Genomic DNA, 25,040 nt, shown 5'->3' with positions numbered 1-25,040 from the left:
AGCCACTGCAGAGGATTAATCAAGCACGACAGTAAAATCCTGGAAGCTTTGATGTTTGCTCCAGGCTTGTTGGAAGTTCCCGGTACTTTGTCCAGGTGGCAGGAAAACCCGCATACTTGGCTGTTGAAGGCCGCTCCAGACCTGGGAGATAGATTCGCACCAGGTGCCTAAGTTCTCGTCCCAAGGAACGACCACGACCCATCTGTTTGGAAGCAAAGTTTCAGAGGCAATCATCATCGGTGCGCTATTAGGGACGGGACGATAGAATTTCTGCTGTTCAGTTTCTTTTAGAACTTCATTTAGGAAGACCGGAACGTTGGCTGAATGGTGGCGCGAGGATTTGCACAACTGGAAGTTTAAATACCAATCCAATTTGCTGGTCCATTGTGATTTCCCAAGTTGCGGGATCACCCACAGATCTGATCCGGGGTTCAGTGCGCCTGCCTGGGAAAGCACATTCAAAGCCATTAGTGGACCTTGCTCACTTGATCCAACAAACCATTTACGAAGCTTGCAGAATCAGATGTGCCGTACTTTTTAGCGATTTCGACCGCTTCATTGATGGCGATGTTTTCTTTGATAGGGTCAGCCGAGAATTTCATTTCCCAAACCGCGATACGCAAAATATTGCGATCAATCGTTGCCATGCGCTCAACCTTCCAGTGAGCACTGGAAGCCTGGATTTTAGAATCCACAGCAGCTTTGTCCGCCTGAACGCCTTTGATTAGAGTATCGGCGTAAGAGATCGTCTCGGAGTCATAAGACTCTTCGAATACATCCATGAACGTGCGAACGCTGATAGTGGGCGTGAACTCAGTTTGGAACAGGATTTGGAGAGCGAGCTCCCGGGCTTGTCGTCTTGCTGTCAGTTTCATGGTTTGGCTTTTTCTCGCTTTCAACGAAGTTCATCGCAGTCAGGCTTAATTGTGGATTACTTGCATCGACAAAATCAAGCAGTTCAGCGTCTTCAAGCGTCTCGACAAATTCCTGGACGTCTTTAAAGGTACGATAAACACTCGCGAAACGAACATAAGCCACGTCATCAAGCTGTTTCAGTTCCGCCATTACTTTCTTGCCCAGCAGGCGAGAGCTCACTTCGGATTCGCCACGATTGACGATCCAAGCTGCAATTCGCTCTACCACGGCATCGATTTGGGCGACGCTGACAGGACGTTTTTGAGTCGCAGCAGAAAGACCCTTCAGAATTTTTTCTTTGCTGAATGGTTCGCGGCGACCGTCTTTTTTAATAATGTAGGGAAGGGCGATCATGATGGTTTCAACTGTCGAGAAACGAGCTTTGCACTCAAGGCATTCGCGACGGCGACGGATGCTGCCATCTTTCTGCACTCGCGTATCTAAAACTCTGTCATCGGCATGGCCACAAAATGGGCATTTCATAGTCTTTGGTCCCGTCCCAATAGGTTAGGCGGAGATTAGGGAGGGACCCTCTGGGAGTCAATGGCTCGGGATGAATGACCTGTTGCATCATTATAGTCTGCAATGAGTTCCGCCTAGGGCAAAATTTTGGCTATGATAATGGATGAGCACGTATGTACTGCGAGGTGACTATGAAGAACGTTTTTTCGATAATTTTGCCCCTATTAGTGATGGCTTCCTATGCTTCAGCTCAGCAACCCGTGGTGGGCAGAGATGCAGCGGCGAAATATTTTCAAAAAGACACTCAGGACGACACCACTTATGTGGGCGGCGAAACCTCTGGTAACAGAGGTCCATCGGATCACTACCTGGCTTTGCACTATGGTCGTTACATGGCTTCGCAATCCTATGACTGGGGTAAGAACGGTCAGGAAGACGATGTTGGTAAAAACAGTTTCGGTGTCACTTACCGAGTGGGCGAGTGGTACAACTCGATGGATCTGGTGCTGCGTATGGAGTACAACGACTACGAAGTCGGTGGCGAAAATCCCAGCAAGATTTCCTTCCTACCGGTGATCATGTTCCCGGACGCCAGCTCACGTTTTCCTCTTTATTTCGGCGCGGGTGCGGGTTTGGGTATCTTCATGAAACAAACCAACTCTAAATCAATGCTCACATTGGATTATCAACTGTTGGCGGGTGCACGCTTTTTCAATGTCTTTGAAAGTACTGGATTCTTCATTGAGGCTGGGTTAAGAAACTCCCTGTTTTTGCTCTCTTCAGGGCAGCTTAACGGAACCTTTTTAGCCGCTGGCTTGGTATTTACATTTTGAAAATTCACAGACATCTCGCAGAGGCCGTAGTTCACGGTTTGGAAGAAATCTTCGACCAGAACAAATACGCCGACAAAGTAATTCAATACAATCTTAAGGGGCACTCCAAATGGGGTTCCCGTGATCGCAAATTTTTTGCTGAAACTGTTTACGAAGTGGTGCGCTGGTACCGCTTGCTGGAATTCATGGGCCAAAGTGGCGACATGTGGCGCATTGTCGGTATTCAGTGGTTGCGCATGGGTTACGATCTTCCACCAGATTGGGAAGAGTTCGAAGGTTTAAGTTACGATTTCATCAAAGCCCGCGAAAAAGAAGCGCAGGAAAGATTTCCGGTGGCTCAGTCCATTCCTGATTGGATGGATGCTCGTGGTCGTCAGGAATTGGGCGATGTCTGGGAAAAAGTGGTTAAAGCATTGAACAAACCTGCTGAAGTTTTCATGCGTGTGAATGCTTTGAAATTCACTCCGGATCAAGTGATCGAAGAACTTAAGAAAGCCGAGATCGAAGCATTGCCGGTTTCTCCGGATTTGCCTTATGCGCTAAAATTAAAAGAACGTCGTAACGTATTCATCACCGAAGCTTTCCGTAAAGGTATGTTCGAAGTACAAGATGCCGCTTCGCAAATGGTTGTGCCGATGCTTGACGTGCAACCGGGTCAGCGTGTGGTGGATGCCTGCGCGGGTGCTGGTGGCAAGTCATTACATATTGCTTCCTTGATGAAAAACAAAGGTCGCATCATCTCGATGGATATCCACGAGTGGAAACTTCAAGAGCTGAAAGTGCGTGCTCGCCGTAACGGCATTGATATCATCGAAACTCGTGTGATTGATTCCAGCAAAGTGATCAAGCGTCTGCATGAAGAAGCAGACCGCGTGTTGTTGGATGTTCCTTGTTCAGGGATGGGCGTGCTTCGTCGCAATCCAGATTCAAAATGGAAATTGACGGAAGATGAGATCGCTCGTCTGCAAACACTGCAGTATGAATTGCTAACGTCGTATTCGAAGATGACCAAAAAAGGCGGCAAGATGGTTTACGCCACTTGCAGTTTGTTGCCTTCTGAAAATGAAAAACAGATTGCGCGCTTTATGAGTGAGCATGGTGAAGGTTGGACTCTTGAAAAAGAGGTTCACCTGCGTCCTGATCGCGAAGGGTATGACGGCTTTTACGCCGCCTTGCTGATTAGAAAATAAATACTAAAATTTATGGCGATGAAGAATGAGGCCGTGAGTAGGGTCATAGGGGGAAACACCCACTGTGACTCGGTCACCGACAACAACTTTGATGTTGAAGCGCTTCATTTTTCCACACAGGCGGGCTCTGATTTCCACGCCGTTTTCAAGATTCACGGTGTAGTTACCACCGGCATTCAGATCTGTTATTTTACCGTCTACATTGACCAAATCGTCTTTTGCCATTGATCCTCCAGTTGTTGTGAAAAAAAAGGGGACTTGCGCACGGCAAATCCCCATAGGATCTAAAAAACTTAGTAAGAACGACGTGCGCCGAAGCCGCTACGGCCACCAGCTCCACCACGGCTGTTGCCACCCATGCGTTTTTCCTGAGGCTTCGCTTCAGAGATATTCATCGCGCGACCACCAAGATCCATACCATTCAATTTTTCAATTGCAGTATTAGCTTCGTTATCAGATTCCATTTCAACAAAGGCGAAACCTTTGCTGCGACCTGTATCACGATCAGTGATGATGTTTGCGGAAAGAACAGTTCCGTGTGCTGCAAAGACAGAAGTCAGTTGATCAGAGTCCGTCGAAAAAGAAAGGTTGCCGACGTATATTTTTTTTCCCATTTTGTGCCTCCTAAAAAAGCTGGGGCCATTCGCAGAAGACAAAAGGAAATCTAATGAACTGGTGTGAACGGATGTGTGAGGGCAGTAGAACACGCGCCCTTGCGAATAGATATGCATATTCTGTGATCACTGAAAATAAGGGCCATCTCTGTCTCCACCGAGATGAGTAAGGAAATCCATTCACTTTCTGGTCAAAGGACGCATCTGGTTCTGGCGATTAGTAGTTTTGTTGGCTCGACCAAGATCCAATAATTTTGAATGAACAATTAAGAGTGCTTAACAGATTTCAGTCAAAATCCAGACAATCCGATCAGAATGATATGAAAACGATCGCGATTCTTGTCATTCTGATTTTCACTGCAGTGGCTCCACAGGCCCATGCTGAATTCATGCTGGCCGTGTCGGGTTCGTATATTTCTGAGAATACCAGTTCCACCGACGTCAAAGACGATGCGACCAAATACTACTACAACATGACCGGATACTTGCGTCTGGCAAAAAAATGGTGGGCCGGATGGAGCTATCTGGGTATCAACATGACTGGCACCTCGAATGCCACAGGCTCATCAGTGCCAACATCTTTCCAAACTTCTGATACGGGTCCAACGATTAAGTATTTTTTTGGCAAGGGTGAAGTCTTCAGCATGAGCGCAAACTTCAATGTGCTGGCGAAAGGCACGTATAAAAACGTAGTCACCAGCAGTACTGAAGCGTGGACCGGCACCAGTTACATGGTTGGTTTCAGCATAATGCCAGAAATTAAATCCAACTTCCGCATGGGAGTGGGATTGAACTATTATCACGCCGCCTACAGCAAAAAAACTGTCGATGGTACTGAGACTTCCGAATCCAATACGAAGACTTGGTTGTTTCCGACTTTGTCGCTTAGTAAGTCCTGGTAAATTCAGCCTAACAATTTTGAGCCCGTCTCAGCTGCAAGGGAAGTAGGTACATATCTATTTCACCGTAAGAATCTCATGTACAGTCGGTACCAGCTTTCCGCTCTTTTTCGAAGTGTTGTGTTTTAATGACTACATTAATGAAGTCTAAACTTTAGCTTTGAGTTTATTCCGCGGAGCCCGGAAAAGCTGTGTCAATGAGCGCTATGTAATCACAAATAAGTTGACGCTTTTTTTGAATCAATAGATTGGCCTGTGCGGTTGAATTAAATTTTTTATGTGAACGGGATCGTTGCTTTAAAAAGCTCGGCTGTAGGGCTTTTATGGAGAGAATCAGATGGATTTACTATGCGATTTGCGAAGTCAATTTCCTATGGAAACAAGCTCAAAATCCTTCCTAAAAATTCCGTGATATACCTTCGAATGAAAACAGGAGGTATTCATGGATTTTACAAAAATTTCTAATCACGATTTACTTGTTCGCGTTGATAAACTCGCTCGTACCGAAAGAAAAATCACTCATTTGATTTTGTGGCATTTGGTGGAAGTAGAGTCTCGCAGATTGCATCTGGAAATCGGGTATCCTTCTTTATTCAAATATATGACCGCGCATTTAGGCTATTCCGAGGACGCAGCTTATCGACGAATTCAGGCCGCAAGACTTTTAAAGAATGTGCGACATCTGGAAGAACCTCTCGCGAAATCATTGGAGAGCGGTGCTTTGAATTTGACTCAACTTCAGCAGGTTCAAAAATGCTTGAATAAAGATCTGGAGAAAGGCGGCACAGTTTCTGGTGTTCACGCTGAAAAAATCTTGGAGCAAACGGCGAAAGTTCTAGAGCAAATCCAGAATAAATCCAGTTTTGAAACTCAAAAGATTCTAGCGGTGGAATTTAATCAGCCCATTCAAATACATGAAAAACTGAAACCACAACAGGACAACAGCGTTCGAGTGGAGCTTACTTTAACCGAAAAGCAGTGGGCTGACCTTCAGCATGTGAAGGAACGACTGTCACACGCTTTGCCTAATCAAGAGATAGCGACAGTGATTTCCTATCTGGCAAAAAGTGAAATCAAAAAACGCCTTGGAAAAGACTTTCAGAAAGACGACGCCAATAAATTAAATCAATTACAAGCATCGCCAGAAGTGCGCAGGGTGGAATTAACTGGAGGTAAAAAGATATCAGACGAAGTGACCGGAGCCTATACGCGCCGAAAAAATATTAAGATTACGACTCGTAGAATTTTACTGAGTCAGGCACAGCATCGTTGTGAGTATATTCATCCAAAGGCTGGGCGATGCCAGAGCAAGCACTTGTTGCAGTTGGATCACTTGGTACCCGTGGCATTCGGAGGCAGCGAGCATATTACGAACTTACGAGTGTTGTGCCAAGCGCATAACCTGGCGGAAGCTCGCCGAATGGGGATCACGAAATTCTAAAAATTAATAACGCAGCTTTTCCGGGTTCAGTGGGAAGGTTAGTCAATCAATCTATCTCTATCAAAGTGATTTATTCAAATGTGTGGAAGGGGTCTAAGTGAATTAAAAGAAGATCTTAATCCCTGACCTGATCCCCGTGCGATCGGTGATCGATTCCACCGTCGCACCTGGGGATTTTGTTTTCTGGCTCTCCTTGTACCAGGCTCCGAATACGCGCAGGGCTTTAAAGTCTATGAAAGCCCCCGCTTCAGAGTAATCCTCTTTCACATCACCCAATTGATCGTTGGTGGTGGGGAGGAAATAGCGATACTTGATATCCAAACCAAAATACTTCGTTAGATAAAGCTGCAAGTCTGCCTGCCCAAATTGCTGCCGCAATTTTGTCGCAGGGGTATCGGTCATATCCCGCGTGCGCATTCCGTAACTTAATGTGAAGCCGGTGTTTTGCAGGGAGTTTCCTAAAAGACGTAAGTTGAACATGCCTGATAGGTCCGAGTAATTTTCTGGCGCGATGTTATCGTACTCAAGACCCAGGCCCACGAACTGCGCATAGGCTGCGAACTCTCCAGAAAAGGAGGTCGCACTTTTATCAGGGGAGCTGCCATCTTGGACGTGCTTGTCGTAAGACAGATAGCTTCCACCCAGCATCAGTTCATAGGGTGAGGGGCTGTTCAAGGAAAGCCACTGATCCATCATTTTGTTTTTCTCTTTTATTGCAAGCCAATCGGTAAGGGACCAACGACCCTTTTCACGGTCGGCTGCACGCTTGGTCCAATCGAAACCACTACTCCATTTTGAGGCTGTTTGAGCCTGAGAATGAAGGCCAAAGGATATAATGCATGACAGAAGTAAGAATGAAAATCTGGACATGCTTACATTTTCTCGCTTTATTAAGGCTGAGTCTAAAAAAAAGCCCTGTTGAGACACGGGCTGAGACATAAATGAGAGACATTAATAGACTAACCAGAGACGTAAAAATCTGTCTCAAAAAAGGATGAACAGTGGTTCACGATTTAGATCCCTTTGCTTTAAGAATTTCCGGTGACTTTGGTGTGCGTTGGTATGGCCTGTCTTACATGATGGGGTTCATTTGTGCCTACTTGTTAATCAAATGGCTCGCACAACGCCAGCGCGCGGGGCTGAATGCCCAAATGGTAGGCGATTTCATCACATATACCGCTATTGGTACATTAGTGGGTGGTCGTCTTGGCTACGTATTTTTCTACGGCCCGGATCTGCTTTGGAAATTCAAATCCTCCTTCCCTTTTTGGGGAGTCCTAGCGGTCAATGAGGGTGGGATGGCGAGTCATGGCGGTATCATCGGTATCGTCGTTGCCTGCTTGCTTTACGCACGTAAGTACTCTGTGAATGCGACTTACCTGTTTGACCTGGTTGCGGTTGCCGGTCCAGTGGGTGTGTTCTTTGGTCGTATCGCTAACTTCATCAATGGTGAGTTGGTGGGGCGTCCTTGTGATCCTTCGTATCCGTTGGCTGTGAAGTTCCCACAAGACATCGAAATGTGGCCTTCCCAGGATTTCGCTCGTTTGGATGGTTTAACTACAGTAGTTGATAAAATCGGTGTAACGCGCGAGCAGTGGTTGGAGCTTTTGGGTAAATTCCACATGGATCAGGCAGCCCGTGAACAAGTGTACGGCACTCTTCACAGAGTGGTTCTTGCAATTCAAGAAGGCAACACAGCCGCGAAAGCTGCTATCGAACCTCTTTTGACTCCGCGCTATCCGTCACAGCTTTTCGCAGCAGTGGGCGAGGGGCTATTCTTGTTCGTGGTTCTTTTCTTGTTATGGAGAAAACCACGCAAGCCAGGATTTATCGCATCCATGTTCATCGTGCTTTATGCATTGGTGAGAATTGCTGACGAACATTTCCGTATGCCTGACGCACAAATTGGTTTCCAATGGCTGGGTCTAACGCGCGGTCAGTGGTTAAGTATCGCGATGCTTGCAGTCGGCTTCTTGCTGATGTTCGTGTGGGGCCGTTCAGGTTCCTTGAAAATTTCCGGTTGGGGCCGCGGTCAATCTATCCGATTGAATCGTAAATAATTAGTTTCAAAAAAGGGCGGTTACAAACCGCCCTTTTTTTTGCCCGGAATTCGAACTGAGCCCCTCCCAAAGATCCTATAGGCAACATTAAACCGTCAGTGATTTTGCATAGTTAAAGCTTATGATGAAACAAGTTTTACAATGTAATAACACTGTAGTATTATGGATCTAGTAGAGTTTGAATGGGATGATGCCAAGGCCGCCTCCAATCGACGTAAGCATGGTGTCTCTTTCTCCGAAGCAGCAACTGTTTGGAAAGATCAGTGGGCATTGGAGATTGCTGATCCTGACCACTCAATTTATGAAGATCGTTGGGTGCGAATTGGAATGATAGCGGGCTCCAAAGTCTTGGTTGTGGTGTTTACGGAATCTGATCCAGGACTCAAAGTCAGAATCATTTCTGCACGTAGAGCGACTCAAAACGAAGAACAGCAATATTTTGCGAGAAGAATATGAAAAAAGAGTACGATTTTTCAAAAGCAAAACGCGTCCAAAAAAACAAAGAGGTGAAAGTCATAAAAACTTTCCGTCTTGATCCAGAAGTTTTGAGCTGGCTTGAAGCGGAGGGCGAAAAACAAGGAATGGGCTATCAGACTTTTTTGAATTGGTTCTTGTTAAAGTCCATGAACTCCCAGGAAAGTTTTGAAGATCGCCTGGCAAAGCTTGAGTCGGCGATATTTAAAAGGAAAACATAAAGGAAAACGGTGACACTCATTGTTGGTGAGCCCCCTTTATCGAATAACCTAGACACTGTGCGCATTATTGCCAATCTGCCAGATAGCGTTTGTTTTGTGGTCATTCATATCGATGCGATGTTTAAAAAAATTGAATATCGCCACTCGAAAACGACTCCTCAAAAGTTTGAATTTCTGTGCTTCGACTTTGCCAGTATTTTCAAAATACTCCTCTTTTTTAGTCTGATTTTTTGACAAAATTTTTCAATTTTGCCTCTACGCCGCGAGGGCGCTTGTGAGGCTCGCACTTTAAGTCTTTTCACTCGTATTTAGGACCTCTTGATACTCGAAAATTGCCGTGCTCGCAGTCCCGTTAGGTATTGCAATTCAAGGTGCCGGAGGCTTTAATTAGAGTATGAAGAAGTGGCTTATCCCGGGTATTGCAATCTTAGTCGTCATCATCGCTGTCGCCGTTTATCAGGTGGTGGGTGAGGGACCCAATTACGGAGGCACTTCTTTAAACTGGCGACAACTGGGTGAGTTGGACTACATCACCGGGAAAGCCCCGGCCGAGTTGCTGGCGCTGGATAATAAGTCGGTTAAGTTGCCAGGTTTTATGGTGCCCCTTGAGGACGAACAACGTCAGGTTGTGGAGTTTCTTTTGGTGCCAAGTTCCCAGGCGTGCATTCACGTTCCTGCTCCGCCGCCGAATCAGATGGTTTTTGTGAAAATGAAAAAGGGTGTGCCAGCAATGCAGGGCCCAATCTGGGTATATGGCACGTTGAAACTCGTAACCAAGCAGTCGATGTACGGTGACGCATCCTTCGAAATAACAGGTGAGGCGATAGAGCCTTACAAATAGGAGGTAACATGTTCAAGGCACTTTTTATTTCAGTAGTCAGTTTGGCCGCACTGGAATCTCAAGCCCATGCTCATGGAGTGGCAACGATAGATGTTGCGTTCGATGGCAAGAACGGAAAAATTCAGTTTCATGCACCAGCTTCCAGCATCTATGGCTTTGAGTATGAAGCCAAGTCTGCTAAAGATAAAGCGAACAAAGAAGCGGGTCTGAAAAAATTTAATGATAAAGTAAATGACTTGTTTCAGTTTGCAGCGGACAACAAGTGTGAAGTGAAGATGGACTATAACGAAGTCGTGCAAAAAGAAAAGCACGCCGACGTGAATGCCACTTACAATGTCAGCTGTGAAGTGGCGCCTGCAGGTACTGCAGTGACGTTGGGAGTTCAGGATGTGTTCAAACGAGTGAAGGCCGTGAAGGTCAACGTAATCTCGGGTGACACGCAGAAATCCCAGGAAGTCAAAAAGAGCGGAGAAAAGGTTGAGCTCTAGTGAGTCTTTGATTGAAATACGGAATCTGGAATACACCTATGCGGGCGATAAGAAGCCCACGCTGGTGATTCCGGAATTCACTGTGCAAAAAGGCGAGGAGCTGTTTTTGTACGGGCCCAGTGGTACCGGTAAAACCACATTGTTAGAGGTTCTTTCGGGAGTCATCTTGCCCACCAAGGGCAGCGTGAAAATTCTGGGCCGGGATCTGGCGACAATGCGCTCTGCGGATCGCGATGCGTTCCGTGCGGAACACATGGGTTATGTTTTTCAAAGTTTCAATCTGATTCCGTATCTTTCTGTGATTGAAAATATCGAATTGCCTTTGCACCTAAGCCCCGTGCGCAAGTCGCGCCTGGGAAGTGTGGACACTGATATGGTGATCCGCGCTTTGTGCGGTAATTTGGGCATTGGTGACTTGCTTGATAAAAAAGTCACTGAACTCAGCGTGGGTCAACAGCAGCGTGTTGCCGTGGCGCGGGCTTTGTTGGGGAAACCTGACTTGTTGTTGGCGGACGAGCCAACATCGGCACTGGATGCCGACCACCGCGAGAAATTTTTGAAGCTGCTTTTTGATCTCTCCGAGCTTTATGGCACGACTGTGGTTTTTGTATCCCATGATCGTGGTATCGAGAATTTATTTACCCGCTCATTGTCGCTTGAGTCGATTAACAGGACATCGTGATGATCTTCTTGAACCTGGCTATTAAGTCTTTAAAGAACCGCGCGTTTGCGACCTCCATGACGGTCCTATCTATCGCACTGAGCGTGACACTGTTTTTATCAGTGGAACGCGCCCACCGCGCGGCGGAAGAAGGCTTTACTCAGACGATTTCAAAAACCGACCTGATTGTCGGTGCCCGCAGTGGTCCGTTGCAATTGGTTCTTTACACTGTTTTCAATATGGGAACTCCAACACAGAATGTGTCTTTTGAATCCTATCAGGAGCTGCAAAAGCATCCGGAGGTGGCATGGACGATTCCTTATTCCTTGGGGGACAGCCACCGTGGATTCCGCGTCGTTGGCACAAACGCCGATTTCTTTAAACACTATCATTTCCGCGGTGATCAAAAAGTTTCTTTGCAGTCCGGAAAAGTGATTGAAGGCCTTTGGGACGTGGTTGTCGGTTCCGAAGTGGCCCGCCAGCTGGGTTATCACTTGGGTGATAGCATCGTAATCGCTCACGGTGTAACGAAAGGGGAGGCGGTAGTTAAACATGATCGCCGACCTTTTAAAATTTCTGGCATCATGGCAAGCACAGGGACGGCATTGGATCGTTCCGTTTATATCAGCCTTGAAGGTATGGAAGCTTTGCACATGGACTGGCAAGATGGCGCTGTTCCAAGTAAGGAAACTCCGGCTTCACAAATTAAAAAAGGAGACATCAAGGTTGATAACATCACGGCTTTCTTTATCGGGGCGAAATCGCGAATTTCCACTCTGAAAATGCAGCGTGAAATTAACGAGTATAAAAAAGAGCCATTACTGGCGATCATCCCGGGCGCCACTTTAAGTGAGCTATGGCACGGTCTTTCTTATGTGGAAAACGTTCTGCGCATTATCTCGTGGATGGTGCTGGCCGTGGGCTTTATGGGAATGTTGATTGCACTTACGACAACACTGAACGAACGCCGTCGTGAAATGGCGATCTTGCGTGCGGTCGGTGCAAGGCCTGGTCAGATTGTTGGCTTGCTGGTTTTTGAATCTGCAGTGCTCACGATCACAGGCGTGGTTTCCGGTGTGATTTTGTCCTTACTTTTGACAGAGTTCCTGAAGCCTTGGCTGCAAAATAGTTTCGGCCTTTATCTGGAAGGCTCGGCAATCACGGCACAGGAATTTATCTATATATTTGTGGCGATCTTTGCCGGCATCCTGATTGGACTTATCCCAGCCCTTCGTGCGCAGAAACAAGCCCTTAAAGACGGGTTGAGCGTTCGCGTCTAAGTTTCCTGACATTTCCCTGACACAATCCTAACGGCGTGGAGATTCATCTCCACGTAGGACTTTGTTAGTTTTCTGGTATCCATATATCGGAGGATAAAATGAAGTTCCTAATCATGAGCGCTGTCGTTCTTAGCGCATTTGCCGCAAAAGCGGAATCCCTAGTTAAAATTGATGGTTCCAGCACAGTATTCCCAGTGACTGAGGCAGTATCTGAAGAATTTCAGGCGGCAACTAAAGGTGCGACTAAAGTGACGGTTGGTGTTTCTGGTACAGGCGGTGGCTTTAAAAAATTCTGCCGGGGTGAAACAGATATTCAAAATGCGTCTCGTCCGATCACGAAAGAAGAGATGGCAGCGTGCCGCACTTCCAAAGTGACTTACTATGAATTACCAATCGCTTTTGACGCGATTGCCATCGTGGTAAATCCAAAAAATGACTGGATCAAAGAAATCACAGCAGCAGAACTTAAGAAAATGTGGGAGCCAGCTGCTCAAGGTAAAATCATGACTTGGAAACAAGTGAACGCGAAATGGCCTGACGAAAAATTGACTCTGTTTGGTGCTTCAACTGACAACGGTACTTTTGATTACTTCACTGAAGCGATCGTTGAAAAGTCCAAGTCTTCCCGTGGCGATTACACGGCGTCTGTTGACCACAACACTCGCGTAACGGGTGTGAACGGTGTTAAGGGCGGTTTGGGTTACATTCCTTATGCTTACTACCTGACTAACAAAGACAAATTGAAACTTGTCGGTGTTGTAGGTGGCCCTAAAGCTCCTTCTAAAAAAGCTGTATTGCCAACGGAAAAAACTGTGATGTCCGGCGAATACAACCCTCTTTCTCGTCCGATCTTCATCTATGTTTCTCATGAGGCTTTGGCAAAACCACACGTAAAACAATACGTTGATTTCTACCTGGATAATGCGGCTGAAATGTCGAAACAAGTTCAGTACATTCCACTTCCAGCAAACGCCTATAAAATGGCGAAAGAGCATTTGGCAAAAAAGAAAACCGGAACGGTTTTCGCTGGTGAAGCACACGTAGGTTTGACGATTGAGCAGATCCTGAAAAAAGAAGCGGCTCTTTAGGAACCTCTTTTTAATAGACTTGGATTTTGACCCTCTATGAGCGGCAGTCCCCTGGGGCTCCGCTCATTTCCTTTTTAGGCCGCTTTGACTTTCACTTTGTCAGCAGATTCTGCTTCATAGTCAGAGTAAGGCGTCGTCACTTCAACGTACTTGTCGCCCGCTTTATAAGCGCGCACCTTGTACATTTTAATCGCTTCAGAACGACCTTTTACTTCAGCTGCACCGGCCAGTTCCACACGGAAATCTTCGCCCACTTTATCGATCACTGAATCCGTTACCAGCAAGTCTGCACCGAAGGCTTTTGTAGAGGCCTCGATACGGGACGCGGTATTTACGGTATTACCGATAACTGTGTACTCCATACGCTCGTCAGAACCGATGGTTCCTGAGATCGCAGAACCCGCATGCAAGCCCATACCGATATTGATCGCAGGCTGGCCGCGACCGATGCGGGCTTCATTCAGTTTTTCCAAGGCACGACGCATTTCCAGGCACGCGCGAACCGCATTGTGAGCATCACGGGGAGTGCTCTTAGGCGCGCCCCAAACGGCCATGATCGCGTCACCGATAAACTTATCCACAACGCCACCATGGGAGTTGATGATTCCCACCATCACCCCAAAGTATTCATTTAGCATTTCGACGACTTCTTCTGGTGAGCGTTTTTCCGAGAACGCCGTGAAACCACGGATATCCGAGAAGAAAACCACCACGTCTTTGGATTGACCACCGACGCCGATGTCTTTACCGATCAAGTCTTCAGTTACTGCCGAGCCGTGGAATTTCGAGAATAGGTTTTTAACCTTATCACGCTCTTTCAGGCCCTCGGTCATGTGATCAAAGGCCACGGCCAAGTCACCGACCTCGTCATGGGATTTCACCTGGTCACGGGCTTTAACGTCAAAGTTACCTTTAGAAACCAAGTGGATTAGACCCGCCAATTTTTCAATCGGGGAGGTCAAAGTCATAGAGAATAAGAAGATAAAGAAGATCGCCAAAGAAATGGCGGAGCCTGCGACAAAAATCGAACGGCGCTTAACTTCGTTGGATACTTCCAGAATTGCCGCTTCAGATGTTTGCGAGATCACCATCGGACCATAGGAAGTTTTGACGGAGGCGCCAAAATAGTTTGAGCGCGTTTCCGGATCTACGAACTTCGTTTGATATTGTGGAGACCGGGTGGTCATGGCTTTGGAAACGAACGGGTTCGTCACCATAGACATGCGCGAGATCGCTTTTTGCTCGTCCTTATGGGCCAGAATTTCACCTTGGCGATCCAACAGGAACTGAGTGCGCTCGGATAAATCCGTAAACGGCTTTTGCAAAGGTGCCAGCATCACATCAGCTAAAACAACGTGAGTGATTTTACCTTGGGCATCTTTCACCAATGGAATACCAATAGTCACCATAGCTGGCGCATTCGGATAAGAAGCGTTTTTAATTTCAATTGAACCTTCGGCCACGTTGCGTACCGGGAACTTTTGCCAAGCGCGAACATTCACGAAGTAAGACGAGCCCAATAGGAACGGTTTTAAAACGTCTTCTTTAACCTTGCGAACCACAGTTTCTACTGCAGAGCCATTTAGTTTTAGAACTTCCAACGAGACAAAGTTTTTGTCTTTGGTAAAGTTGAAATCAAGATCCTCAGCTGCGGCTTCGCCCTTCATCAACAAAGATCCATTGGTGCGGGTCTTATCTACCAAAGAGGCGATGATATTATCCACTTCCTTGGCTTTCGCTGATGCAGATTCAAGATTTGCGATGTCGACCTGCTCTGCAGATTTCTTTTCGAAGTAATTCGAAGAGATGAAAGTGATGGCACCTGTCGAGGCCACCAGAATCAGGATCGTTACCGTGATGAGTTTGGTTGAGATGGGTATTCTCATTAGAAACTCCATTCCGCGAAGAAGTTGATATAGTTACCGACAACGACAGACTCATTCACATCTCCGTCCAGCGCAAAGTTCGTCGAGGATGGAACCGCTTTATAGGACATGCGATCTTCGCGGCGGGCATAGCCTACAAGTCCTGTAAAACGGTTGCTGAATCTGTAACTGCCTAAAATTCCAAATTGTGTGGAAATGCTTGGGTCGATGTCCTGATTATTAGGCGTTGAAACCTTCATCACGGAAGCATAGACGTGGGCATTTAACTGAATACCGAACTTAGGGGAGAGAGAGTACCAGTACTCAATCCCGCCATGGGGACCGATGGCGCTGATGATTTGATTCTCGGAAGTTCCCGTGAATGGATCACCAATGGTTTCTGGGATTTCTTTGTAAAAGCCACCCATTTGATAGCGAATTTCACCGCGGTCACCCACAGGCATTTTGTAAACTGCATTGGCTTCAGCCGCAGCAAAGGTGCGGATTTCACCATTGATGGTGAATCCACTTAGATCCACGATGGTCAAGAAACCCCAAGGTGAATTTTTGGCATTCCAACCAAGACCAAGGCGACCGGTGCCGCCAAAGGCATCGTAAGCAACGGCAGAGTTTTTTTCAGGGTTGGAACCTTTAAACTGCATATCAGTAATCAGGTAACTTGCAATTCCGTACCAGCCATGGGTCTTTTCAATCGAACGACGCACCAGAGCCGTGTATTCAGCTGCCGCCGAGCGGTCGCCTTCACGAACATCAAAAGTGATTTTTGACGCTTGCGAAGTGGGGCGAAGTTTCGATTTGGCTTTGATAACCATCTGATACTTACCACCTTCCCATGACGTATCAAAAGGAAGAGAGTCTTCAGTGTAGTTTTCAAAAGTTTTAACGATTTCCCATTTTTTTGTTGCCGGATTTGCGCGGGCGACGATCACGTCATACTCAGAAATATTATCCGGGCGGGACCATTTGATCTCACGCACGAATTGGGATTCAGGTTTACTGATAGTAGGTGGGGTAACGGCTTTACCCATTACCGTAAACGGCGCAACTGTTGTAGCGTCACTGGAAATACCCTCGGCATTTCGAGCCGTGACTTTCCATGTATAAGGAGTTGCCACGGGCAGAGTGGTCTTAAAGCTTGGTTCCTTCAAAGTCTCTGTGATTTTGGTTTTACCGTCTTCAGAGGAAAGTTCAAACACGTATTCGTCAGCTCCGCCGACGGCATCCCATTTGAATTCCACTTCCGCTTTTTCATTTTCATTGGAAGTAATTTGTGACTGCGGAGCCGGTGATTTCAAGTTGGCATTATCCAGGCCCACGTTGAATTCACTTGGCGGAGACCATTCGCCGGGTACGCCACGATAGTCACGGGCGCGAAGTTTCATCATATACATGCCGGGTGTTAAGCGGCCGTTCCAGACAGCATCTGAAGTTTTGAAGCTGAAGGTTTTTGGCTTGCTGGTGTCACCGGCTTTTTTCACTTGAGTCAATTCGATGTCGTAACCTTTCGCGCCGTCAATTTGCTCCCACTCGAAGTTGACAAGGCGACGATATGGCTCGGCCTTAGCGACAACTGCGCTGCAAAGGAGAATTGGTAAAAGAAGGGCCGCGAAAGTTAATTTCATCAGTTCACTTTAATCTTCTTCAGTGTTGGTGCTTTCAGATTTGATTTATCCGGCACAATCAGCTTGCGTGCGGTACCAGCTTCGCTGGGGCGTCCGAAAGAATCCTGGGCTGAGATCATCACTTCATATTCACCTGGCAATAAATTACGAATCGTCGTTGAAGTATTTTTGTACTTCGTGCGTTTTAGTTCCTTACCGTCTTTTTTAATAACCAGTTCATAGTCAACCGCCCCCTCAATGCCATTCCACTCCAAAGCGGATCTACCATCCATTGAGGCTTGCAGTGGACCTTCAGCCGGGATGAAGCCCGGCGATTTCAGAATCGGCATCGGAGTGACAGTGACTGCCTGGGAAGTACCTGCACCAACCACTTGGCCATTTTGATCCACGGCTTCGATGGAAGCGATGTAGCGTCCTGGTTTTGGTACCGGGCCCGAGAATTTGTTTTCTTTTACTTCTACCGCAGGAACTGATTCGGCTGATTGAGTTTCATCGTGCAGGCGAACGCGGTAAGCACTGACATTTTTCAAGTTGCTTGCGCCCCATGTGAAATCGGCTTTCGGTGCTCCCACGAAATACTGAGTTAGCTGTGTTTCCAGCATTGTAAATGCCAAAGGTTGCACTTCTGGTTTTGGCGGCGCTGCTGCTGCTTGCGTCGCTTCTTTTAGCATTTCTGTGTATTTCACCGAGAACTTCTGCATCTTACCCAATACAGGTTTATCAGAATCGTTGAAGTACGAAGTCATACGCCAGTAGTAAGTACCTTCTTTTAGGCCCGTCAAAGTGTAGCTGTCTTCAGCTGCAAAGGACTTGGTTGTCACGGGCTGAGTGAGGCCTGCATCAGACCAAACCTGCAAAGTCATCTGACGAGTGTCATCACTTTTTTGCCACTTAAAGGTCATATCGAAAGGATCAGTGTTGGCTGGGATTTCCACATCAGCTGTCGGAAATACAACGGTTGGCGCATAGCGCGCCTGAATTTCAGTACGATAAATCGGGGATTCACCCAAGACTTCGCCTGTCGGCGAGGTCGCAACGAGTTTCCAATAATGACGACCAAAAGACAGAGCTGCCGTAATAGCGCTTTCTCCAGCAGGAGCAGACACCAAAGGTTTTAAATTACGACGGCTGTTGCCAGTCCATAGTGCCACTTGTGAATCAGCAGGGAAGCCTGTCCATTTAAAAGCAGTCGGTTGCAAATCATCGGCATCCATTGCAACAGGTTTGTTCAAGCCGGGTGACAGAATTTTTACAGCGTTCTTATCAAACTGCAGGCCCGTTGCACCCAAAGCACCAAAACTACCGGTGGAGATTTCTGTGCTCTTACCATCTTTGGCTTTTACTGAGGCTTTACCCTCTAAGACTTGGACATCGACGGAATTTCCGGAACCTTTGGAAAGAGAGGCAGAAGCCTGACTTAGATCGACTTTACCGTTGGCCGAGTTTAACACGAGCCCCGGCGCATTCGTATCCGCTGCTCCGGCTTTGGCATTAACGAAAAGACTACCTTCCATCAAATCAAGTGCAATTTCGCCCTGGGATTTTTTGATAACGATCAAAGATTCCGGTTCCAAATCCAGATAGCGGTCCGAATCCGTGAACTGAATACGCACCTCGCCTCGATCAGAAGTACGAATAGCTTCGCCGTCGTAAAGGGGTTCTCCGGTATTTACCAATTGCCACAACAAGCGGGTGGCCTGACGACGTTGAATGTCATCAACGACTTTGCCAACGTAAGCTAATGGTTTTTCATTGGAATGAGAGTTTTGTTGCGTGCCAGTGGATTGATACCAAAACCAGGTCAACGCAAAAACAGATGACGAACTGACTGCGGCGATACTGAGCCTCTTCCATTGATTTTTCATCTGTTTCCTCCTCATCCTTTTTTCGGAAAATTTCTCGATTTTTTATAGGGGGCCAAAAGACTTGGATTGTGACTGGAAAATGGTCTAGTATGTTACCCATGGATAACAGAAAGAACTATATCACCCCCGAAGGTCTAGCGAAGCTCCGGGATGAGTACCAGGCATTGATGTACGGAGAGCGCCCGAAGATTGTTGAAATCGTTCAGTGGGCGGCCAGTAATGGCGATCGTTCGGAAAATGCCGATTATCAATACGGAAAAAAGCGTTTGCGCGAGATTGATCGTCGCGTGCATTTTTTAACAAAACGTATTGAAGACGCTGAAGTCGTTGATCCGAAGCAGATGAAAGGTGAAACCGTTTTATTCAGTGCCACTGTCACCTTGGCGAATGAAGACGGGGATGAGTTGATTTATCAAATCGTGGGCGAAGATGAGTTTGATCCGAAGGTGGGTAAGATTTCCTGGAAGTCTCCTGTCGCCAAAGCCTTGCTGGGCAAAAAATTGGGGGACGAAGTAAAAATTGTTAAACCCTCTGGTGACGAATTTGTTACGATTGAAAACGTGGAGTATAAATAAGCTTCACTTTTGCATGTCAGCAGTTGGTAGAGCGATCCTGGAATTTGCGAATGCAAATCTGATTTGAAACCTGTACAATTTTGGTTATGCAGAATCTAGAGTTGATTCCATGTGATGCTCCATTCTGGGCCGATAGCGGCCATGCTCAAACCTTGTGGGGGCACTTTTTGAAGTCACCGGAACTGGATAGTCCCGGTGAAAGTTTTGATGTCACTTTGCCCGACGGTGATAAGCTGCTTTGTTTCTATCATCCAGGTACAACCGACACTGTGGTAAGCTTGTATCATGGTCTTTCCGGAGACATGCAGGCTGATTACATGCAACGAACCGCAATTCTGTGTCGACAGTTAGGACATACCGTTGTCCTGGTTAATCACCGTGGAGCAGGTCCCGGTATTACGACGGCCCGCCATCCTTATCATTCAGGGCGTGCGGAAGACGTTTCAGAAGTTATCAAAGTGTTACGTCATAAATTTTTAGGTAAAAAGCAGATCGCCGTCGGTTATTCGATGAGTGGTTGTATCGTGCTTTGCCTGGGGGGTGGTTTTCGCGGGGAACATAAACCAGACGGAATCATCACCGTGAACGCTCCCTTAAATTTGGGCCGGGGTGCACGCACTCTGGGTACTGGGCTTAATCGCATTTATGATGTGCGGTTCGTACATCGTCTTCGTCAAAATATTGATTTCAAGTATCGCATGGGTTTGATTGATCAGACTTACCATATTCCGTGGTGGGCTACAGTGCATGAACTTGATCGGATCTATACGGCACCAGCCTCTGGATTTCGAGACCGCGATGACTATTATGACAGTTGTTCGGCGATTCATTATCTGCACAATGTGGATGTTCCCACATACATGCTGACTGCGGCAGATGACCCGTTTGTGATTGTTCAGGATTATAAGGATGCCACGATGTCGTCCAATATTTCTTTGCATATAGAGCAAAGAGGCGGGCACTTGGGATATCTGGCAAAGAATAAAACTCCTCTGGGCAGTAACAGATGGCTGGATTACTATCTGCGTGAAGCCATCCAAAAAATGACAGAGGAATTTACCGCCGGTTCTTAAACACCGCTTCTTGAAGCAGGTGCCAGCGCTCCTTCCATACAGGATAGGACTTGGAGGTTTTTCCGGAATCGAAAACCGGGATTTCAATGATGCTAAGTGTTTTTAGTCGCACACTATGGTGAAGAGCCGGCGTCAGATACCATCCAGCCATCTCTTTCAGTGGCAGTTCATCACGAATTTTCAGCCATGCGGATTTTTTAATGGCGATCACTTCGCACAAAGGATCCTGCAAAGAGCTCTCGTACTTGTCGCGTAAAATATTATTAAAAAGAATTTCCGTCTTGGATCGGGAGGTGAGCCCCTGAAGGAATGGATTCTCTTTTTTGCGGTAACGGTTTCCCCAACAAAGATCAATCTGATCTTCGGCGACCAGATGTTGCCATAGTTTGAATACATCGCCAAATGGAGATGCCAGCTCTGAATCCAGAATCATCACGAATGGAGCCTGCGCAAGTTCCATTCCTTGATACAGACTTAGTGCGCGGCCCTTTTTTCTATCATTGCGGTGAATAATCAGGACTTCATTTGTGCCGGATTTTTCAGCTTGTTCCCGCAAAACATCAAACGAATGGTCTGCTCCTTGTTCCACTAATGCAATGAGTTCATACTTCATGGGAAATTTTTGAAAGAATGAACGCAAATCCTGAAGAAAAGAGGGGATCGCATCCGCATCTTTGTTCAGATATACCAAGAGAGAGCAGTGAGGGGTTGACTCTGAAGATTCCATCTTTACGATTAATAGCAATGAAATCTTTGCGCGTCACTCAAATCCAGAAATACGTTGTTTGGCTTGTCATTCTTCTTTTGACGATTTTCACCCGTTTTTATCTGTTGCCGAATAAGCCGCTGCATTTTGATGAGGGAATTAACGGCTGGTTTGTCCTGCAAATGAAAACTCTGGGGTTTTATAAGTATGATCCCACCAATTATCACGGTCCTTTGTACTTCTATCTTTTGCGTGGCTTTACGGCCCTATGGGGACACAGTGTCGAAGTCTTGCGATCCTTGCCCGCGGTATTCTCAGTTTTTAGCGTGATGCTGTTCACCTCTCACCTGATCCGTTCCCGCATCATTTCCTGGAGCATGGTGTTCCTGTTGTTTTTTAGCCCGGCCTTCTTGTTTTACGGACGCTCGGGCATCCATGAAATGCCGTTCGTATTTTTTCAGTTGTTGTTCGCGCTGGGGATGCTGCGCTGGTATGAAGAGTCCGATGGAACTTCGTTGGCACTGCTGCTGACAGGTGTGATCGGGATGGCAACCCTTAAAGAAACTTTCGCGATCACGTTGGCATCGTGGGTTGTGGGGCTGGCGTTCGCAGGTCCTAAAGTCATTCGCCAGTATTTCAATTGGGGAAAAATAAAGTCTGCGTGGTCCCGTCGTTTAACCTACATGGTGGTGATGCTGCTATTGGCGTTTGTTTTGCTGTTCACTGGTTTTTTGCGAAATCTTCCAGGTCTATTTGATTTCGTAAAAGCATTCCTGCCGTGGATGAAAACCGGTGTGGGGGAAACAGGTCACAACAAAGAGTTCCTGTACTGGATTAAATCCATGGCTCAGGCAGAGCCTTTGGCTTTGTTCGGCGTGGGTATGGCTTTTGTCGGATTGATTTCCAAAGATGCGCGCCTGCGAATGGTGTCTGCATTTTCCCTGTTTCAGCTTTTGATTTATTCATTGATTCCGTACAAAACGATCTGGTGTATTTTGACGCTGGTGTGGGGATTCTATTTAGTGTTGGCGCTATATGCACAGCAGATTTTCCTGCGAAAAAATTGGCAGGGCTATGTGTTTGGTTCGATCCTAATGATCGGAACGGTGGGAAGTGTTCGCAGTGACTGGCGCGCAGTGTTTTCTCAACCCATCGACATGTCTCATCCCTATATTTACGTGAACTCCACTTATGAAATGAAAGAGCTGCAGGACGCAACTTTGCAGGTGGCGCGTGAAAATGCCGAGCTATTAACAAAGCCAGTGCAAATCGGGATGCGTGAGCAATGGCCATACCCATGGGTTTACAGAAATTTTAAAACTCACTGGGACATCTGCGCTGATAATGTCATTGCTGGTGCGTGGATGTATTATTGCGACGTTGCGGGTGAGTCGGCTGTGGAGCAAACTTTGACTGAACCCTATATGAAAATTCGTATCATGCTTCGTCAGCAGCGCGAACTAACAACTGTGTATCTGAAAAAGAGCCTGTTCGAGGATGTTTATAAAGCCTCTTTCGAAACCGTAGGCCCAGCAAAGGAGAATCCGTAGATGTCAGGTTTAAGTTTTTTATTGAATGTACTGGTTACTACAGCAGCAGCGGCTCCGGCGCCCGCAAATGTCACTCGCAAAGTCGACTTGAACCGGGATCTAAAGGCTCCGGGTTTTGTTAATCTTTATGATTTGGATGCAAAAGCTGTTGCTAAGCTTCCGGTACTTGCGCAACTAAAAGCCCACGAGATTAACGGTCGCTGGAATGAATGTTTAAATTTATCCGGCCGTGTGTTTGCGATTCAAAAAGATCTTAAAGGTTGGGTGGGGCAAACCTGGTTGCACTGCCTTAACAAAGCTCAGGAAAAGAAAACCAGCGCAGGTCAGGAGGATCGCGTACTGACAGCGATTGCCCGCCAGTGGAATCTTTTTGAAGACGGTCCCTGGGCCACAGATTTATGGAATATGTGGGTAGGACAGGAGTTAAATTACTTAACTGCGGAAGTGGCCAAGAAAAATCGCAAAGTTGAATATCGTATCGAAAGACTGTTGGATAATTCCGATAAACTCAGCCGCGAACAAAGGTCTTTGTGCTATCAGCTTTTGGGCGATTTTGCTTTAAACTCGAACGACTATCCCCAGGCGCAATTTCTATACGAAGAAGCACAAAGCCTGAAGGATTCCAAATATCTGACTGAAAAACTGGAGTTTCTGGCAAAAACCCGTAATCAAACAACATCAAGCACTTCCACGGCGCAAATTGAGGCGATCGGGGAAGACGGAAAACTGGAAGAGCGTATTCGCGTTTCCTTAAAGCAAAATGATTTGATCCCGGCGCTAAAAGACACTGTGCAACTGTTAAATCAGTTTCCCAGCAGTCGCGCGGCCCGTCGCTTAAAGGACAAGCCGTTGGAAATTTTTAATTCCATCAATGACAGTGCTGTCGCGGCAAAGGCGTTGGAAGAAATGAGCGAAGCAGAAGCTTCACGGCTTTTAGAGTGGGCGCAAAACCTGCACCGTCGTGGCGAATGGGAATCAGGCTTAAAGCTTGCTGAGAAGTCTTACGAAAAAAATCCGAGCGCTCCGACAGTGGTAAGTTCTCTCTGGGTGGCCTCAAGATCCGCTCACTTTCTTGGGCAGTATGATAAAGCGTTGGATCTATACAGCAAGCAAATCGTAGTCGCAAATGGCTCTGATGAAAGTTCGGAAGCCTTGTTTCGATCAAGTTTAATTTATTATCGCAAACAGGATTTCACGACGGCTGCAGCCTTGCTGGAGCGTCTGGTACAACAGGGGAAAGATCGTTACGATCTGAATGCGCAATACTGGTTGGTTCGCTCTCTACAGACTTTTAGTAAAGAGCGCGCTGAAAAAGCCACTCAGGCCTTGATCGAAAAATATCCGTTTTCATATTACGGCATGAGACTTCGCGCGGAATCCCAGGCGGGTAAACTGACGTGGCCAGATGTTGCGGCGAAAGATTTGAAACTTACGAATTCTTTTTATCTGGTGGGTACTCAGAAGAAATCCTGGGATCGCTTTGTGGCCTTGTCGGCAGCCGGGTGGGTAAGTGAAGCACAAACGGAGCTTGGTGATTTACCAGCGATGAAAGAGCCGACATTAAAAGCTTTGCTTGCGGAAAAATTGGCGCAGCGAGGTCAGTACTTCACAGCGATTCGCCTGGTGAATGATGCGATGGAAAATGATCCGCGTCTGCGTCAGCAGCAGTTTATTAAATCGGGATATCCGGAAGTATTTACGACTTACTATCAAAAAGAATCCGATCGCTATGGAATTGATACGGTGTTATTGCGCAGTCTGACTCGTCAGGAGAGTGGCTTTAACATGAAGGCCGTGTCGACTTCGAACGCGTTGGGGTTGATGCAAATGATTCCTCCTACCGCACAAGACACAGCCAAGCGTCTGGGAATGAAAATTGAAATTCCGGAAGACATGTTTCGTCCTGAGATCAATATTCCGATGGGCTCTTTCTATGTGTCCCAGATGTTGGACCAGTTCTCTCAAAACGTGCCATTTGCGCTCGCAGCATATAACGCAGGACCCTATCGTTTGAAAAAATGGATCAATGCACGTCCTGAGGTGGCTTCTGCGATGACAGAGCCAGGATCTTCGCCAGAAGCGGAAGTCTGGGTTGATGAACTACCGTGGAATGAGACGAGCTTTTACGTGAAGGCGATTCTAAGAAACACTCTGCTTTATCGAATGATCGGTAAGGAGTCCTATGTGGTTCCGCCAATTTTGTGGCAAGACCTGCTTACTAAAAAGGCAAAATAAGTTCGTTGTTTTATTGTAAAAGTCCTCTGAGTTTTGTAGCCTGAAATCTGTTCGGAGGACT

The 25,040-nt window shown here is 46.8% G+C and carries 26 protein-coding genes; 16 read left to right on the top strand and 10 right to left on the bottom strand.

Going from position 1 to position 25,040, the window contains the following annotated elements:
• Nucleotides 1-15 precede the first annotated feature (15 nt).
• The 3 genes from ACLWNV_RS13180 to nrdR are packed head-to-tail and all read right to left on the bottom strand — an operon-like array spanning nt 16 to nt 1,398.
• Nucleotides 16-468 (bottom strand): hypothetical protein, encoded by a 453-nt coding sequence (locus ACLWNV_RS13180; RefSeq protein ID WP_413584907.1) that lies wholly within the window; start codon nt 466-468, stop codon nt 16-18.
• On the bottom strand, nt 468-875 hold the full coding sequence (gene nusB, locus ACLWNV_RS13175) for a transcription antitermination factor NusB (RefSeq protein WP_413584906.1): 408 nt from the start codon (nt 873-875) through the stop codon (nt 468-470). Before nusB ends, ACLWNV_RS13180 begins: the two co-directional genes overlap by 1 nt.
• A complete protein-coding gene (nrdR, locus tag ACLWNV_RS13170) occupies nt 814-1,398 on the bottom strand; it encodes a transcriptional regulator NrdR (protein ID WP_413558070.1) in 585 nt (194 codons plus the stop codon). Before nrdR ends, nusB begins: the two co-directional genes overlap by 62 nt.
• A gap of 170 nt (nt 1,399-1,568) precedes the next feature.
• Between nrdR and ACLWNV_RS13165 the strand changes: the two genes are divergently transcribed.
• Complete coding sequence (locus ACLWNV_RS13165) at nt 1,569-2,210, top strand: hypothetical protein (protein WP_413584905.1); 642 nt, start codon at nt 1,569-1,571, stop codon at nt 2,208-2,210.
• Nucleotides 2,207-3,400, top strand: a complete 1,194-nt coding sequence (locus ACLWNV_RS13160; RefSeq protein WP_413584904.1) for an RsmB/NOP family class I SAM-dependent RNA methyltransferase — start codon at nt 2,207-2,209, stop codon at nt 3,398-3,400. Before ACLWNV_RS13165 ends, ACLWNV_RS13160 begins: the two co-directional genes overlap by 4 nt.
• 3 nt (nt 3,401-3,403) lie before the next feature.
• Here ACLWNV_RS13160 and infA read toward each other — a convergent pair whose 3' ends face one another.
• Both infA and ACLWNV_RS13150 read right to left on the bottom strand, forming a co-directional pair.
• The gene (infA, locus tag ACLWNV_RS13155; RefSeq protein ID WP_413575343.1) at nt 3,404-3,625 is read right to left on the bottom strand and encodes a translation initiation factor IF-1; all 222 of its coding nucleotides are present in this window, start codon (nt 3,623-3,625) and stop codon (nt 3,404-3,406) included.
• A 68-nt stretch (nt 3,626-3,693) separates the two neighbouring features.
• Entirely contained in the window at nt 3,694-4,014 is a 321-nt protein-coding gene (locus ACLWNV_RS13150) for an RNA recognition motif domain-containing protein (RefSeq protein WP_413584903.1), read from the bottom strand.
• Nucleotides 4,015-4,334: 320 nt separating this feature from the next.
• Between ACLWNV_RS13150 and ACLWNV_RS13145 the strand changes: the two genes are divergently transcribed.
• Together ACLWNV_RS13145 and ACLWNV_RS13140 are read left to right on the top strand one after the other, a co-directional pair.
• Entirely contained in the window at nt 4,335-4,916 is a 582-nt protein-coding gene (locus tag ACLWNV_RS13145; protein WP_413584902.1) for a hypothetical protein, read from the top strand.
• Between the two features lie 439 nt (nt 4,917-5,355).
• On the top strand, nt 5,356-6,354 hold the full coding sequence (locus tag ACLWNV_RS13140; protein WP_413584901.1) for an HNH endonuclease: 999 nt from the start codon (nt 5,356-5,358) through the stop codon (nt 6,352-6,354).
• 102 nt (nt 6,355-6,456) lie between these two features.
• Here ACLWNV_RS13140 and ACLWNV_RS13135 read toward each other — a convergent pair whose 3' ends face one another.
• Entirely contained in the window at nt 6,457-7,224 is a 768-nt protein-coding gene (locus ACLWNV_RS13135) for a hypothetical protein (RefSeq protein ID WP_413584900.1), read from the bottom strand.
• Nucleotides 7,225-7,355: 131 nt separating this feature from the next.
• Here ACLWNV_RS13135 and lgt point away from each other — a divergent pair, with 131 nt between their 5' ends.
• The 8 genes from lgt (at nt 7,356) to ACLWNV_RS13095 (ending at nt 13,467) form a co-directional block, all read left to right on the top strand.
• Complete coding sequence (gene lgt / locus ACLWNV_RS13130) at nt 7,356-8,414, top strand: prolipoprotein diacylglyceryl transferase (RefSeq protein ID WP_413584899.1); 1,059 nt, start codon at nt 7,356-7,358, stop codon at nt 8,412-8,414.
• 162 nt (nt 8,415-8,576) lie between these two features.
• The gene (locus tag ACLWNV_RS13125) at nt 8,577-8,870 is read left to right on the top strand and encodes a BrnT family toxin (RefSeq protein WP_413584898.1); all 294 of its coding nucleotides are present in this window, start codon (nt 8,577-8,579) and stop codon (nt 8,868-8,870) included.
• Nucleotides 8,867-9,109, top strand: a complete 243-nt coding sequence (locus ACLWNV_RS13120) for a hypothetical protein (protein ID WP_413584897.1) — start codon at nt 8,867-8,869, stop codon at nt 9,107-9,109. The genes ACLWNV_RS13125 and ACLWNV_RS13120 overlap by 4 nt, the downstream gene beginning before the upstream one ends.
• A 394-nt stretch (nt 9,110-9,503) precedes the next feature.
• On the top strand, nt 9,504-9,950 hold the full coding sequence (locus tag ACLWNV_RS13115) for a DUF3299 domain-containing protein (RefSeq protein WP_413584896.1): 447 nt from the start codon (nt 9,504-9,506) through the stop codon (nt 9,948-9,950).
• An 8-nt stretch (nt 9,951-9,958) separates the two neighbouring features.
• Entirely contained in the window at nt 9,959-10,438 is a 480-nt protein-coding gene (locus ACLWNV_RS13110) for a ZrgA family zinc uptake protein (protein ID WP_413584895.1), read from the top strand.
• Nucleotides 10,428-11,120 (top strand): ABC transporter ATP-binding protein, encoded by a 693-nt coding sequence (locus ACLWNV_RS13105; protein WP_413584894.1) that lies wholly within the window; start codon nt 10,428-10,430, stop codon nt 11,118-11,120. The genes ACLWNV_RS13110 and ACLWNV_RS13105 overlap by 11 nt, the downstream gene beginning before the upstream one ends.
• A complete protein-coding gene (locus ACLWNV_RS13100; protein WP_413584893.1) occupies nt 11,120-12,379 on the top strand; it encodes an ABC transporter permease in 1,260 nt (419 codons plus the stop codon). The genes ACLWNV_RS13105 and ACLWNV_RS13100 overlap by 1 nt, the downstream gene beginning before the upstream one ends.
• A 98-nt stretch (nt 12,380-12,477) precedes the next feature.
• Nucleotides 12,478-13,467 (top strand): PstS family phosphate ABC transporter substrate-binding protein, encoded by a 990-nt coding sequence (locus tag ACLWNV_RS13095; RefSeq protein ID WP_413584892.1) that lies wholly within the window; start codon nt 12,478-12,480, stop codon nt 13,465-13,467.
• Nucleotides 13,468-13,541: 74 nt separating this feature from the next.
• On the opposite strand, the gene ACLWNV_RS13090 is transcribed toward ACLWNV_RS13095, so the two are convergent.
• From ACLWNV_RS13090 to ACLWNV_RS13080, 3 genes are read right to left on the bottom strand one after another with little or no spacing between them, the layout of a single operon-like run.
• Nucleotides 13,542-15,353, bottom strand: a complete 1,812-nt coding sequence (locus ACLWNV_RS13090) for an adenylate/guanylate cyclase domain-containing protein (RefSeq protein WP_413584891.1) — start codon at nt 15,351-15,353, stop codon at nt 13,542-13,544.
• Entirely contained in the window at nt 15,353-16,975 is a 1,623-nt protein-coding gene (locus ACLWNV_RS13085; protein WP_413584890.1) for a hypothetical protein, read from the bottom strand. Before ACLWNV_RS13085 ends, ACLWNV_RS13090 begins: the two co-directional genes overlap by 1 nt.
• Nucleotides 16,975-18,840 carry a hypothetical protein gene (locus ACLWNV_RS13080; protein WP_413584889.1) on the bottom strand — a complete coding sequence of 622 codons (1,866 nt, stop codon included), beginning with the start codon at nt 18,838-18,840 and terminating at the stop codon, nt 16,975-16,977. Before ACLWNV_RS13080 ends, ACLWNV_RS13085 begins: the two co-directional genes overlap by 1 nt.
• A gap of 98 nt (nt 18,841-18,938) precedes the next feature.
• Here ACLWNV_RS13080 and greB point away from each other — a divergent pair, with 98 nt between their 5' ends.
• The gene (gene greB / locus ACLWNV_RS13075; protein WP_413584888.1) at nt 18,939-19,415 is read left to right on the top strand and encodes a transcription elongation factor GreB; all 477 of its coding nucleotides are present in this window, start codon (nt 18,939-18,941) and stop codon (nt 19,413-19,415) included.
• 86 nt (nt 19,416-19,501) lie between these two features.
• The gene (locus ACLWNV_RS13070; RefSeq protein WP_413584887.1) at nt 19,502-20,488 is read left to right on the top strand and encodes a YheT family hydrolase; all 987 of its coding nucleotides are present in this window, start codon (nt 19,502-19,504) and stop codon (nt 20,486-20,488) included.
• Here the strand turns inward: ACLWNV_RS13070 and ACLWNV_RS13065 are convergent.
• Entirely contained in the window at nt 20,472-21,215 is a 744-nt protein-coding gene (locus ACLWNV_RS13065; protein ID WP_413584886.1) for a glycosyltransferase family 2 protein, read from the bottom strand. The two genes, ACLWNV_RS13070 and ACLWNV_RS13065, sit on opposite strands and share 17 nt — an antisense overlap.
• A gap of 17 nt (nt 21,216-21,232) precedes the next feature.
• Here ACLWNV_RS13065 and ACLWNV_RS13060 point away from each other — a divergent pair, with 17 nt between their 5' ends.
• A complete protein-coding gene (locus tag ACLWNV_RS13060; protein ID WP_413584885.1) occupies nt 21,233-22,744 on the top strand; it encodes a TIGR03663 family protein in 1,512 nt (503 codons plus the stop codon).
• Nucleotides 22,745-24,979, top strand: a complete 2,235-nt coding sequence (locus ACLWNV_RS13055; protein WP_413584884.1) for a transglycosylase SLT domain-containing protein — start codon at nt 22,745-22,747, stop codon at nt 24,977-24,979.
• The last annotated feature ends 61 nt before the right edge of the window (nt 24,980-25,040 follow it).

This window comes from Bdellovibrio sp. HCB274 (assembly GCF_047306075.1).
In the GTDB taxonomy this organism is placed as follows: domain Bacteria; phylum Bdellovibrionota; class Bdellovibrionia; order Bdellovibrionales; family Bdellovibrionaceae; genus Bdellovibrio.
This window is presented reverse-complemented; position numbering and strand designations above follow the sequence as displayed.